Source organism: Streptomyces sp. NPDC090077 (genome assembly GCF_044747545.1).
Lineage (GTDB): Bacteria > Actinomycetota > Actinomycetes > Streptomycetales > Streptomycetaceae > Streptomyces.
Map to the genome: position 1 here is coordinate 131,137 of NZ_JBIVEG010000002.1, position 12,980 is coordinate 144,116.

The 12,980-nt window shown below is 73.6% G+C and carries 12 protein-coding genes and 1 pseudogene; 6 read left to right on the forward strand and 7 right to left on the reverse strand.

Features of this window, described 5'->3' with window-relative positions; all coding sequences use genetic code 11:
* Positions 1-15 precede the first annotated feature (15 nt).
* The 3 genes from ACIPW5_RS04760 to ACIPW5_RS04770 all read right to left on the reverse strand — a co-directional run bounded on the left by ACIPW5_RS04760 (position 16) and on the right by ACIPW5_RS04770 (position 4,121).
* Entirely contained in the window at positions 16-2,736 is a 2,721-nt protein-coding gene (locus tag ACIPW5_RS04760) for a cation-translocating P-type ATPase (RefSeq protein ID WP_401240362.1), read from the reverse strand.
* Between the two features lie 63 nt (positions 2,737-2,799).
* Positions 2,800-3,771: a polyphosphate kinase 2 family protein gene (locus tag ACIPW5_RS04765; protein ID WP_401240365.1), complete on the reverse strand. Its 972-nt coding sequence runs from the start codon at positions 3,769-3,771 to the stop codon at positions 2,800-2,802.
* Positions 3,771-4,121 carry a three-helix bundle dimerization domain-containing protein gene (locus ACIPW5_RS04770; RefSeq protein WP_401240368.1) on the reverse strand — a complete coding sequence of 117 codons (351 nt, stop codon included), beginning with the start codon at positions 4,119-4,121 and terminating at the stop codon, positions 3,771-3,773. The genes ACIPW5_RS04765 and ACIPW5_RS04770 overlap by 1 nt, the downstream gene beginning before the upstream one ends.
* A 281-nt stretch (positions 4,122-4,402) precedes the next feature.
* On the opposite strand from ACIPW5_RS04770, the pseudogene ACIPW5_RS04775 reads away from it, so the two are divergent.
* The 4 genes and pseudogenes from ACIPW5_RS04775 to ACIPW5_RS04790 all read left to right on the forward strand — a co-directional run.
* Positions 4,403-4,582, forward strand: a pseudogene (locus ACIPW5_RS04775) (phosphotyrosine protein phosphatase); the annotation flags it as partial.
* A 109-nt stretch (positions 4,583-4,691) separates the two neighbouring features.
* Positions 4,692-5,165: a tRNA adenosine deaminase-associated protein gene (locus ACIPW5_RS04780; RefSeq protein WP_401240371.1), complete on the forward strand. Its 474-nt coding sequence runs from the start codon at positions 4,692-4,694 to the stop codon at positions 5,163-5,165.
* Positions 5,166-5,288: 123 nt separating this feature from the next.
* On the forward strand, positions 5,289-6,116 hold the full coding sequence (locus tag ACIPW5_RS04785) for a class I SAM-dependent methyltransferase (RefSeq protein ID WP_401240373.1): 828 nt from the start codon (positions 5,289-5,291) through the stop codon (positions 6,114-6,116).
* Positions 6,117-6,154: 38 nt separating this feature from the next.
* Positions 6,155-6,862, forward strand: coding sequence for a M24 family metallopeptidase (locus ACIPW5_RS04790; RefSeq protein WP_401240376.1), 708 nt, complete (start codon positions 6,155-6,157; stop codon positions 6,860-6,862).
* Between the two features lie 15 nt (positions 6,863-6,877).
* On the opposite strand, the gene ACIPW5_RS04795 is transcribed toward ACIPW5_RS04790, so the two are convergent.
* The 4 genes from ACIPW5_RS04795 to ACIPW5_RS04810 form a co-directional block, all read right to left on the reverse strand.
* Positions 6,878-8,164 (reverse strand): Dyp-type peroxidase, encoded by a 1,287-nt coding sequence (locus ACIPW5_RS04795; protein ID WP_401240378.1) that lies wholly within the window; start codon positions 8,162-8,164, stop codon positions 6,878-6,880.
* Positions 8,151-8,786: a molybdopterin-dependent oxidoreductase gene (locus ACIPW5_RS04800; RefSeq protein ID WP_401240381.1), complete on the reverse strand. Its 636-nt coding sequence runs from the start codon at positions 8,784-8,786 to the stop codon at positions 8,151-8,153. Before ACIPW5_RS04800 ends, ACIPW5_RS04795 begins: the two co-directional genes overlap by 14 nt.
* A gap of 220 nt (positions 8,787-9,006) precedes the next feature.
* Positions 9,007-9,615, reverse strand: a complete 609-nt coding sequence (locus tag ACIPW5_RS04805) for a molybdopterin-dependent oxidoreductase (protein ID WP_401240384.1) — start codon at positions 9,613-9,615, stop codon at positions 9,007-9,009.
* A 331-nt stretch (positions 9,616-9,946) separates the two neighbouring features.
* Positions 9,947-10,576, reverse strand: a complete 630-nt coding sequence (locus tag ACIPW5_RS04810; protein WP_401240386.1) for a TetR/AcrR family transcriptional regulator — start codon at positions 10,574-10,576, stop codon at positions 9,947-9,949.
* A gap of 120 nt (positions 10,577-10,696) precedes the next feature.
* Between ACIPW5_RS04810 and ACIPW5_RS04815 the strand changes: the two genes are divergently transcribed.
* Together ACIPW5_RS04815 and ACIPW5_RS04820 are read left to right on the forward strand one after the other, a co-directional pair.
* The gene (locus tag ACIPW5_RS04815) at positions 10,697-12,184 is read left to right on the forward strand and encodes an amidase (protein WP_401240388.1); all 1,488 of its coding nucleotides are present in this window, start codon (positions 10,697-10,699) and stop codon (positions 12,182-12,184) included.
* A gap of 156 nt (positions 12,185-12,340) precedes the next feature.
* Positions 12,341-12,973: a hypothetical protein gene (locus ACIPW5_RS04820; protein ID WP_401240391.1), complete on the forward strand. Its 633-nt coding sequence runs from the start codon at positions 12,341-12,343 to the stop codon at positions 12,971-12,973.
* Positions 12,974-12,980 lie beyond the last annotated feature (7 nt).

Consider the following 12,980-nt stretch of genomic DNA (forward strand, 5'->3'; position numbering starts at 1 on the left):
ACGGACGCTCCTGCCTCAGGCGGCCTTCGCCCGGCGGGCCGTGAACTTGCCCAGTTCCCACACCAACAGGAGCGCGAGGGCGGCCAGCAGCGCCCAGCCGAACTGCCGCGCGTTGATCTCGGTGGTCCCGAGGATGCGCTGGAAGCCGTCGATCTGGGTCACCAGCACGGAGAGCACGAACTGGGCCAGGGCGACCCAGTTCATCTGCTTGCTGTCGAACGTGGAGGCCGTGAGCACGGATTCCGTCTCGCTGCGGCATTCGAAGGCGGCCACGATCAGGCAGAGCGAGAAGGCGGTGAACGCGATCGACTGGCCCGTCGCGACGCTGTCGTAGCGGGCCCGGCCGAGCTGGATCAGCCCGAGCAGGAGGATGGTGATCGCCAGCCCGCCCAGCCCGACCGTGACGAGCACGGGACGGGTGAGCACCGACTCCCCGCGCGGACGCGGCCTGCGCTGCATGAGGCCTGCGCTCTCCCGGTCGAAGCCGAGGGCGAAGCCGAACGAGGCGTTCACGACGAAGTGGATCCACAGCACTTGCGGCGGGGTGAACGGCTCACCGGCGGCGATGTTGAAGACCGTCGCCCCGAGGAACGTCAGCACGAAGGTGACCAGCAGGAGCAGTACGAACCGGATGTACTTGGTGAGGTTGTCGTAGATCGTCCGGCCTTGCTCCACGGCGTAGACGATGGTGGCGAAGTTGTCGTCGGAGAGGATCATGCGGCCGGCGTTCTTCGCCACGTCCGTGCCGCTGCCCATGGCGATGCCGATGTCCGCGGCCTTGATGGCGGGGGCGTCGTTGACGCCGTCCCCGGTCATCGCCACGACCTCGCCCTTCTTCTTGAGCGTGTTCGCGAGCAACACCTTGTGTTCCGGAGCGACCCGCCCCACCACGCCGATCGCCTCGATGCGGGAGAGCTGGTCGTCCTCGCTCATGGCGGCGAAGTCGGCGCCGAGGACGGCCTCGCCGGGGATGCCGATCTGCCGGGCGATCGCCGCCCCGGTGGTGACGTCGTCCCCGGTCACCAGGCGGACCCGGATGTGCGCCGCCTGTGCGTCGGCCACCGCCGCCTTGGCCTCCTCGCGCGGCGGATCGACCATGCCGACGAGGCTGGTCATCCGCAGACCGGTGACGTACGAGAGGAGATCGCCCTCCGGATCGAAGCCGGCCGGGTCCAGGTCCCGGGTGGCCGCCGCCATCACCCGGCGCCCCTCGCCGCCCATCCGCTCGCTCGCCGCCTCGGCGCGGGCGAGCAGATCGGCGTCCCAGGGGACGGTCTCGCCCGCCGCGAGCGCGGTCGCGGCCCGCTCCATCACCGCCGGGGCCGCCCCTTTGACGAAGCAGCGCACGACCTGCCGCCCGGAGGCGTCCTCCGCCGAGTGGAAGGTGGCCATCAGCTTGTACTCGGGATCGAACGGGAGGGTGGCGAGCCGCGGAAGGGCGTCCCTGGTGGCGTCGGTGTCCAGGCCGGCCTTGTGCGCGAGCACCAGCAGCGCGCCCTCGGTGGGGTCGCCCACGACCTCGCCACCCACCAGCTTGGCGTCGCTGGCCACCACGTACGGCAGGATCGCGTCCTCGATGCCCGCTGCGGACCCGGCGGCATGGTGGATCTTCCCTTCGAGTCCGTAGCCGGTGCCCGACACGGTGTACCGGCCGGTGGGGCTCAGCACTTCGACGGCGGTCATCTGGTTCATCGTCAGGGTGCCGGTCTTGTCCGAGTTGATGGCCGACGTGAACGCCAGCGTCTCAACCGAGGGCAGCTCCTTCACGATGGCGTGGCGCTTCGCCAGGTTCAGACTCCCGACGGAGAGGATGGCCTGGGTCACCGTCGGCAGGGCCTCGGGGATCGCCGCGATGGCCAGCGAGACCGCGCTGACGAACAGGACGTCCCAGGCCTGGTCCCGCTGCCGTCCCAGGGCGAACATCACGATCATGGTGAGGCCCGCCGCCGCCGTGATCCACAGCGTCAGCCGGTCGAGCTCCCTGGTCAGCGGCGGCACCTCCTTCTCGGTGGCCGACAGCATTCCGGAGATCTTGCCGAGCTCGGTGTCCGCGCCGGTCGCGGTGACGATCATGACACCGCTGCCGTGGGTGACCGGCGTGTTCATGAACGCCGTGTTGGTCTGGTCGCCGGGCGAGAGCCGGTCGCCCGCCAGCGGGCCGGTGTCCTTCGCGGCGGGAACGCTCTCACCGGTGAGCGCCGACTCGTCGATCTGCAGGGCGCTGGCCTCGATGAGACGTCCGTCCGCCGGCACCTGGTCGCCTGCGGAGACGAGCACGACATCGCCGTGTACGAGCTGCTCGGCGGGGATCTCGGCCTCCGTACCGTCCCTGCGCACCCGCGCCGTCGCCTTCATCATCGACTTCAGCGCGTTCATGGCGCTCTCGGCCTTGCCCTCCTGGCGCAGGCCCACGACCGCGTTCAGCAGCGTCAGCACGACGAGCAGGATCGCAGTGGTCCACTCCTGGATGACCATCGAGACGATCGCCGCGGCCACGAGGACGATCTGCATGTAGCTGCGGTACTGCGCGAGGAACCGCCGCCACGCCGGAGTCCGCTCCTCCTCGGGCAGCGCGTTCGGGCCGTGCGCGGACAGCAGCTCCGCGGCCCGCGCCGAGGACAGACCGGCCGCGGGATCGACGCCGAACGCCGCCACGACCTCCTCGGGAGAGCGCGTGTACCAGCCGTCTCCGGCAGCCCGGGGCTGCTCCGCCGCGGAATCCGACCGTGCCGTCATGGTGGTGCCTCCGATCCGGGGCCGCGGACACGTCCCGACCGGCCGCGCGCCGCCCGAGAGCCGCTAGCCACGCTTCTTCTTCGGCTTGCTCCTCCGCTTGCCGTGCCGGGCGGCGTACGGATCGGCCGGGGCGCCGGCGGGCGCCTCCTTCTCCAGCGCCCGTTTGGTGACGAGCAGGTCCTTGCGGGCCTCTTGTCCCACATCGGGGTACTGAGGATCGATATCCATCAGGGTGTGAGCGAGCACCGCACCCGTACAGAGCCGCGCGAACCACTTCCGGTCCGCCGGTACGACGTACCACGGCGCCCACTTCGTGCTCGTGGCCGACAGCATCTCGGAGAAGGCGTGCTGGTAGTCGTCCCACCGGCGCCGCTCCCGGACGTCCGCCGCCGAGAACTTCCAGTTCTTCTCCGGCCGGTCGATCCGCTTCAGGAAGCGGGTGCGCTGCTCCTCCTTGGACAGGTTCAGGAAGATCTTCACCACCTTGAACCCGTTGTCCGTGAGGTAGTGCTCCCAACGGTTGATCTCCCGGTAGCGGCGGTCCCAGATGCCCTCGCCGAGCGTGCCGTCCGGCAGCTTCTGGCGCAGGAGGACCTCGGGGTGGACCCGTACGACGAGGACCTCCTCGTAGTGCGAGCGGTTGAAGATGGCGATCTCGCCGCGCTCGGGCAGCCGCCGGGCGTAACGCCACAGGTAGTCGTGGTCCAGTTCCTCGGAGGAGGGCACCTTGAAGCTGCTGACCCGGACGCCCTGGGGGTTGACGCCGCTCATCACATGGCGGATCGTCCCGTCCTTGCCCCCGGCGTCGAGCGCCTGGAGACAGAGCACCACGCCGTACGTGTCCTGGGCGGCGAGCCGCTCCTGGTACTCGGCGAGCAAGGACACCCCCGTCCGCAGCAGCTCGGCGCCCTCCAGCTTCTTCATGCCGGCCTTGAAGCGGGGGTCGAAGTCCCGCTCCAGGCGCACCTTCGAACCCGGCCGTACCCGTAGCGGCTCGATGAAATCCGCGATGCGTTCGGCTCTCTCGTCGGACATCAGCGCTCGCCCCTTCCCCGGCCCCCGGCGGTCACAGCCCGTCCCCCACTGTGTCCGGGGTGCTCCCGGGGGCGGCCGGCGAGCGCCTTCCGGGAGCGGCGTTCGGCCAGGATCGGGACGTACTTCCTGACCCTGGCCTGCCGGAACGCGTCGTAACCGGCCTCGACCGTCGCCTCCACGGTGTCCGCGTCGACCGACGGGTAGGCCGCCTTCAGCCGAGCCACAGTCGTCCGGATGAACGCGAGCTCCTCCGGGGTGGGTGACCACTCTTCCGTGGTCCGCGCCCCGGGATCTTCCATGGCGGGTGAAGTCCCGGTCCGGTCCACGCCCTGGAGCGTTGCAGGTTCCATATCCCACGACCTTCGGACCGCCGGTTCGCGCATGCCGACATCGGGTGAGGCTATTCGTCACGGTGATTCTCCGCCGAACAGGACAAGATCGCCCATTGAGCCGCCCCACCGCCCGCTGGATCGACACACATCTCCCGATCGCGACCGATGAGACAACACCAGGCGAGCGTGTTCGGCGTCGGCGAGCGCTCGGTGTTCTTTCCGCGAACCCAAGCGGAGCCGGGACCGGTGTGCTGGTGAGCTCCACAACGCGGGCCGCTCCCAGATGGCGGCCGGGCGGCCGGGCGGCCGACTACATCATCACCATGGGCTGCGGGGACGCCTGCCCGTACTTCCCCGGCAAGACCTACCTCGACTGGCAGCTGGAGGACCCGGCCGGGCAGGGCGTCGAGGCCGTGCGCCCCCTCCGCGACGGGATCGAGGGCCTCGTCGAGGGCCTGATCGCCGAGGTCGACGCCGCGTCCGGGGCCCGAGGCCCGGGGCCGGACGGCCCACCGGGGGTGTGCTCCGTGCGGGCCACACCCGGCCCCGGTGCGGCTACCGGGCGCTCCGGCGGGGCACCTGTGGGCCGTGACAGAACACAAGAGGCACCGGTACGCCGTCGCCGTGGCCCGCCGGGACGGCCGCTGGGAGTGCACCCGCCTGGACCGCACCGCGCTCACGGGCCTCGACGAGGCGGTCGCCGCCGTACGCGCCGTCGGGGCCCCGGACGCGGTGTTCGGGCTCTTCAACGCCGACGAGTCGTTCTTCCTGGTCCTGCGTTCCGCGCCGGAGGGGACCGGCCTGCTGCTGTCGGACGCGCGGGCCGCGCGCCGGCACACGCTCGCCGCCCAGGCCCTGGACGCGCTGCACGCCGACCCGCCCGGCGAGGACGCGTCCGGCCCGCGCCCGGCCGGGGACCTCGGCATCGCCGCCGGCCTCGGGCTCGACGCCGACGGGATGGCGGCCGTCCTGGCCCTGCCCGGCGGCCTGCCCGACGACCAGCTGCGCACGATCGCCGAGCGGTGCGGGTTCGCCGCCGAGTTCGGCCGCACGCAGCGGTGAGGCGTCCGCCGGGGCTCGTACCAAACTCCAACATCATCTCCTCAGACGCGGCTTCCTTTGGGTCATATGCCAAGCATTTGCCAGGTGATTGTCGAATATCCGCCGTAGATGCAGGATGAGAGCGTGCGGGCACCCATCCCCCTCCCCTCCCTGCTCACGAAGCGAGGTATCACCATGGCGGCACGGACCCAGGACGGCAGCGCCGGCGACGTCGACTACGGGACCGCGGGCAGCGGCTACGCCTCCTACCGCCGGCCCGACGAACACGTCGCCCGGTTCATCGCCCGGGCCCTGGGCGACGCCCGGTCCGTACTCAACGTCGGGGCCGGAGCCGGCTCGTACGAGGGCGCGGCCCGCACGGTGACCGCCGTCGAGCCCTCCGAGTCCATGCGCGCCCAGCGGCCGGCGCGGCTCACCCGCGCGATCGACGCGGTCGCGGAGGACCTGCCGTTCGCGGACGGGGAGTTCGACGCCACGATGGCGCTGTTCAGCGTGCACCAGTGGAGCGACGTGGCGGCCGGGCTGCGGGAGATCCGGCGCGTGACCCGCGGCCCCGTGGTCATCCTCACCTGCGACCCCACCCGGGTGCGCGACTTCTGGCTCCACCGGTACGCGCCCGAGGTCCTCGACACCGAGGCCCGCCGCTACCCGAGCGTGCAGGACCTGGCGTCCGGCCTCGGCGGCGACGGGGCCGTGCAGACCGTGCCGATCCCGCTCCACTGCACCGACGGGTTCAACGAGGCCTACTACGGGCGCCCCGAGATGCTGCTCGACCCCGGCGCCCGGCAGGCCTGCTCGGCCTGGAGCTTCGTCGACGACCGGGTCCGCGAGCGCTTCGACACCTCGCTCCGCGACGACCTGGACTCCGGCGCCTGGGACGGGGAGTTCGGCCACCTCCGCCGGCAGCCCACCTACGAAGGCTCGCTCGTCATCGTGCGCGCCACCCCCTGAGCACCACGGCACGACGACGCAGGAAAGAGACACGCACGATGGCGATACCCGACCGGATGGACGAACGGCTGCGGGCGCTGCACCTGGTGGAGGGGCAGCGCAGGGCGCGGGCCCTGTTCGCCGAGGTCACCCGTCGCGGGTTGATAGCGGCCGGCCGCAGCGAGTTCGAGGTGACCGACCGGATCGGGGACCTGGCACGGGAGGTGTGGGGCACGCGCACCCGGTGGCCCGGGCGGATCGTCCGCTCGGGGCCGCACGCCCTGCTCCCGTACGGCGAGGAGCCGGCCGCCGACCGCATGATCGGCGCCGACGACACGGTCACGGCCCACTTCGGCCCGCTCCTCCCCGGGCACGGGGCGGACCTGACCCGCACCGCCGTCCTGGGCGACGGCCCGGCCGGGCGGCGGCTCCTGCGGGACCTGCCCGGGATCTTCGCCGCGGGCCGCGAGCTGTTCCACGCCGACCCGGGGATCACCGGCCGGCAGCTGCACGAGGCGCTGCGGGCCCTCGCCGGCAAGGCGGGCTGGACGCTGGCCGGATGGCACGCCGGCCACCTGGTGGGCGAGGCGCCCGCCGCGAACCCCCTGTGCGCGCGGGCCGACGCGTACATAGGGCCGGACAACGACCGGCCGCTCCGGCGCACCACCGCCGGCGGCTGGCAGGCCCACTGGCTGCTGGAGGTCCACCTGGCGGACGAGCACGCGGGCCTCGGCGGCTCGCACAAGGGGCTCCTCGGCCTGCTCTGACCCGCAGGCCCCGGGTCAGCCTTCCAGGAGGGCCTGCGCCACGTACCCGCCCGGGCGTACTCCGCCGGGTATGGCGAACAGCGCGGAGGTCTCGTGGACCAGGTAGCGGGAGAGCGCGTCGCCCTGGGAGAGTCGCCGCTGGACGGGGACGAAGCCGGTGCGCGGGTCGGGCTGCCAGGCCGTGAACAGCAGTCCGGCGTCCGGGGTCCCGTCGCCGCGCAGGCCGTCGTGGTACGACCAGCTGCGCCGGACCAGGGTGGCGCCGTGGTTGGAGGCGGGCGCGGCGAGCCGGACGTGGGCGTTGGCCGCGATCACCGGGACCCCGTCGGGGCGGGCGGCGGCGAGGTCGACGGGGGTGTGCTCGGTGCCGCCCGTCAGCGGGGCGCCGTCGGCCGCGCGCCGGCCCAGGGCCTGTTCGCGGTGGCCGGGCGGCAGGGCGTCCCAGTGGTCCAGGAGCATGCGGATGCGCCGGATGACGACGTACGAGCCGCCCGCGAGCCAGGCCGGGGCGTCCGGCCCCGTCACCAGGGCCGCTACGGGGTCGGGGTTGTTGGTGCCGTCGACCTGGCCCATCAGGTTGCGGCGGCCGTCGGCCGCGGTGAAGCCCGTCATGGTCCAGCGGAGCCCGGCCTCGCCGTGGGCCAGGCGCTGGACGGTCCGCAGGACGTGCGCGGTGACGAAGGCGTCGTCGGCGCCGATCAGCACCAGCAGGTCGCCGTCGCTGCGGGCGGGGTCGAGCCGGTCCTCGGAGAACTGCGGCAGGGGCGCGAGGGCCGCGGGACGGGCGGCGGTCAGGCCGGTGCGGTCGAAGAAGTTCGGGCCGAGCCCGAAGGTGAGGGTGAGCCGGGCCGGGGCGGTGCCGTCCAGCGCCCCGGTCTCGGCGGCCCGGGAGCCGGGCGGCTCCAGGTTGGGGGGCACCGCCTCCCCGCGTACGAGGTGCTCCGCGGCGGCGGTCCAGCGCGCCAGCAGCGCCGACGCCCGGGCCCGGTCGGTGCGGGCCCCGAAGTCGAAGGCGGCCAGCCGGACGTACCGCTGGCGGGGCGTCAGGATCCCGGCCTGCTGGGCCCCGTGGAACGGGACGACGGCGGTGGAGCCGCCCTGGTCCCCGCCGCCCTGGTCCCCGCCGCCCTGGTCCCCGCCGCGCAGGGCCAGGCCGCGCAGGGCCAGGCCGGCGGCGGCCCCTCCCCCGGCCAGGGCGGTGAGGCCGCCGGCGGTGAGCAGCGTCCGGCGGGAGGGCCGCCGGCCGGGGCCCGGTACCGGAGCGGATCCGTCCGCCGCCGGGGGCACGTCAGCGGCCGGCACCGTCGGCCCCGCTGTCGACGGCGGCGTCGACGGTGCCCACCCACAGCTGGTTCAGCTCCGAGACGTAGCGGCCGCCCTTCGTGTCCTGCGGGACCACCAGCCGCGGACCGCCGGCGGCGTCGAAGGGCTTTCCGTCCTCGGAAACGGCGAGCAGGACCTGGGACTTGGCGAAGGCCGGGTCCAGCTCCGCCCAGGCGAACACGGCCCGGTAGTCGCCGCCGCCGGTCGCCGCGACCACGCCGCGCAGCTGGCCGTTCTTCTTCGAGGCGTCGAAGCGCGGCTGTGCGTCCTTGAGCACGTCGTGCAGCAGGACGCCCTGGTAGCTGTGCTTCTGCTGCCCCTTGGCGCTGGTGTACTCCACCTCCACCGACTGCTGCGGCAGGCCGCGCAGGGAGTCCAGGGTCACGGTGTACGGCTTGTCCACCTGGCCCGCGACCCGCACCTCGCCCGGCTTCAGCGCGGGTGCGGCGGACGGCGCGGGCGAGGATCCGGCGGCCGGGGCGGGCGACGGGGGCGGCGTCGGACCGGCGGCCTTCTCCGGGGTGTTGCCGCCGCACCCGGCGAGGACCAGGACCGCGACGGCGCCGACGGTGACGGCGGGCAGCTTCGGGCGACGGTTCACGCAGGGACTCCCCTCTCGGGCCGGGCCGCACCGATCCCCGCGGCGGCCGGTCGGAACCGACCGCGCATGCACACTTGATCGCCGCACCCGGCTGGCAGATGCATGGAGAAAGATATCGAACAGACGGCATCTGCCCAGGGCTACGCCGAGGTTCTGGGGAATCTCCGAACGCGGGGCGGGAGCGTGGTCGGAACGTACGTCCCGGCGTCGCCGGCCGCGGCTACGCGTCCTCGTCCTCCTGGTACGAGTGGCGCCGGCCTGTCCACGGGTCGGCGATGTTGTGGTAGCCGCGCTCCTCCCAGAACCCGCGCCGGTCCTGCGTCATGTACTCGATGGCGCGCAGCCACTTCGGCCCCTTGTAGCCGTAGAGGTGGGGGACGACGAGGCGGAGCGGGAAGCCGTGCTCGGCGGTGAGCGGCTCGCCGTCGTGGTGGGTGGCCATGAGCGTACGGGCGGCGGTGAAGTCGGCGAGGCGCAGGTTCGCGCTGTAGCCGTACTCCGCCCAGGCCATGACGTGGGTGACCGCGGGGGCGGGGGGTGCCAGCTCCAGCAGGGCGGCCGCGGGCACGCCGAAGAACTCGTGGCCGGTGGTGGTCGTGCCCGACGCGCAGTGGAGGTCGGCGGTGATCGTCACGGCGGGGAGGGCCATGACCTCCTCGAAGGTCCAGGAGTACTTCTCGCCGCTGGCGGTGGCACCGAAGACCTGGAGGTTCCAGCGCTCGGGCCGGAACCGCGGGACCGGGCCGTAGTGGGAGACCGGCCAGCCCCTGACCGTGCGCTGTCCCGGAGGGAGGGATTCACCCTGCACCACGCACCTCGGCTTCCCCATCACATGAGGCCCCTGCCTCGCATATGCGAGGCATTGTGGCAGATTCACCTCTTGGATGTTCGACCGGAGCCGCACCGGCCGGACGGGCTCGATTCCGTGTCCGGATCCAGTCGCCCCACCGGTGCACGCGTTGGTTGACTGGGGTGCATCGGCCCGGGGCGGAGAGCGGCTCCCCCGCCACGGTGCCCACCGCAGGAGGCCCCTGCGCACCGATCGCGGTGTTCGGCGGCGCAGGGGCCTCGTGCCTCGCGGCTCGTGCCCGGCGGCCGGCGGCCGGCGACTCGGGCGTTCAGGCCAGGGCGGGGTGGCGAATCCCCTGGGGGAGCCGGCGCTACGGGGCCGCGGCCCCGCGGTCGACGGCCGCCGCGACCATGGCCACGAGCCGGTCCCCCGCGCGGTCGACGCTGCCGTTCTGCGCGCTCACCTGGGCGCCTTCCAGGAGGAAGGTGATCTCCGCGGAGAGGTCGTCGGGCGCGGTCGCGCCGGCCCGCTCGCACATGGCGGTGAGGCGGCGCCGCTGACGGGCCTTGTGCTCCTCGACCAGCCGGCGGGCCGGATGGCCGGCGTCGGGCAGGCCCGCGATGGAGTTCACGAAGGGGCAGCCCCTGCGGGCGACGTCGGGCAGCCCGTCGGCGACGAACCGCGCGACGGCCAGCACCTGCGCCCGCCCGTCCTCCGGATGCTCGGCCTCGACCCGGTCGAAGGCGCTCGCGTACCCGGCCGCGACGATCCTCAGCCACTCCTCGATCAGGGCGTCCTTGGTGGCGAAGTGGCGGTAGAGGGCCATCTTCGTGGTGTTCGCCCGCTCGGCGATGGCCTGGACCCCGACGGCCCGGACGCCTTCCAGGAGGAAGAGCTCCTCGGCCGCGTCGAGGATGCGCTCGCGCGGGGGTAGGCGGGCGATCCGCGAGTCCCGGCCCGGCCTCGGGGGGCCGCTCGGGCTGGTCGGACTGCTCGTCATGCCGTACCTCGCTTCGGTCCCGCCCGTCGGCGCCTTCCCGGCCATGTTACGTTACCGATCATCCTCAAGTGATACCGATCGGTATCGCACGGGACCGATCGGAAACGCAGGTGGAGCGCCGTGGAACTGCACGAGTACACCCAGTACGACGCCGTGGGACTGGCCCGGCTCGTGGCGCGGGGGGAGGTGACCGCGGCGGAGCTCGCCGACGCGGCCCGGGCCGCCATGGCAGCGGTGAACCCGCAGCTCAACGCCGTCGTCGAGAGCTGGCCCGCCGAGGACGAACCGGTCCCGGGCAGCAGCCCGCTCGCCGGGGTGCCGTTCCTGATCAAGGACCTGGCCGTGTCCATGCGGGGCAGGCGCGTCGAGCTGGGCAGCCGCCTCGCCGCCGGGAACACGGCCCGGCAGGACTCGTTCCTGATGCGGCGCTTCCGCCGGGCCGGCCTGGTGACGCTCGGCCGCACGGCCACCCCCGAGTTCGCCTTCAGCACCACCACCGAGCCCCTCCTGTACGGCGCCGCCCGCAACCCCTGGGACCCCGCCCGGACACCGGGCGGCTCCAGCGGCGGCGCGGCCGCGGCCGTCGCCTCCGGGATCACCCCCCTCGCGCACGCCACCGACGCGGCCGGATCGATCCGGGTACCGGCCGCCGCCACCGGGCTGTTCGGGCTCAAGCCCACCCGCGGCCGGGTCTCCCTGGGGCCGGACGCCGACGAGGTCTTCAACGGCCTCGCGGTGCACGGCGGGCTCAGCCGGACCGTACGGGACAGCGCGGCCCTGCTGGACCTGATCCAGGGCCCGGAGACCGGAGACCCCTACTACCCCGAGCGCCCCCGCCGCCCGTACGGCGAGGAGGTCACCCGGGATCCCGGCCGGCTGCGCATCGGACTGCTCACCGCTCCCTGGAGCGGGCGCGCGGTGGAGCCGCCCGTGACCGCGGCCGCCCTGGCCGCCGCCCGGCTGCTGGAATCGCTCGGCCACCACGTCGACGCCACCACCGTGGACCTCGGCGTGGACTGGGAGGAGTTCGTCCTCGCCAACGCCCGCCTGTGGACCGCGAACCTGGTGAAGTGGATCGACGACCTCGCCGGGGCCACCGGCCGACCCGTGGACGGGTCCACCGTCGAACCCGAGATGCTCGCGGCCTACGACTGGGGCCTCAAGGTGAGCGGCGCGGAGTTCGTGCACGCCCTGGACGTCCGCAACCGGGTCGCCCGCTCGGTCGGCGCCCACTTCGAGGCCCAGGACCTGCTGCTGACCCCCGCCCTCCCCGAACTGCCGGTCCTCCTGGGCACCTACGGCCGGGGCGCCGAGGGCGCCGACGGGCGGGGCTGGGTGGAGCACCTGTTCCACCGCTCGCCGTTCACCGCCCCGTTCAACGTCGCCGGGACGCCCGCCATGTCGGTGCCGCTCGCGTCCGACCCGGCCACCGGCCTGCCGGTCGGCGTCCAGTTCGCCGCGGGCCACGGGCGCGAGGACACCCTGTTCCGGCTCGCCGCGCAGCTGGAGCGGGCCGCTCCCTGGGCGGACCGCAGGCCCGCCGTGTGGGCGGGCGCCGCCGCCCGGCCCGGTCAGAGCGGGACGAAGGTGCCGGTCCCGGGCCGGTAGCGGGCGGTCGTGCCGCCGGCGAGGTCGTCGTACCAGCCGTGCAGGCGCAACTGCCGGGCGGCGGGGCTGGCTTCGACGGCGGGGTGGCCTCCGAGCGCGGCCGGGGGTCGGGACCCGGCGGCCCGTACGCCGGACAGGACGATCTAGGGTGTGCTCGTGACCCCCTCCCCACCAGCACGAACACCAGCGCAGACGTCGGCACGGACGCCGGCGGCCGAACTCCGGCCCGGCCGCCGCTGGTACGCCGCGGCAGGCGCGATCGCCGCCGTGCTGATCGTGGCGGGCGCGGCCATCGGCGCCTTCCGGTTCGACAGCGCGATCGACGCGGTGGACACCGACCACCGGTTCGCCAACGGCGACGTCGTCACCCTCGGGCTCGAACCGGGGAGCGGGAAGAGCATCTGGATCAGGGACGAGGAGTTCGGCCCGGCCGCCGACCCGAAGTGCAGCATCACCGGGCCGGGCGACCCCCGTCTCACCGACCCGGGCATCGACGTGTTCCTCACCCGCGACGAGACCTGGAACCCGCTCCACACCATCGACGTGCCCCGGGCGGGCGACTACACGGTCACCTGCTCGTCCGACGCGGACTCCGCCTACGCCATCGGCGACTCCGGAGGCCTCTTCACGCTCGCGGGCTGGCTGGTGGTGGCCGTCGCCCTCCCCGTCCTCGGCATCACCACCGGCACCGTCCTCGCCCTCGTCACGGCCTTCCGCCGCCACCGCCACCGCAAGCGGCTGCGGGCCGGACACCACACCTCAGCCGAAGGCGACCCCACGCACCCCTGACCGTGCC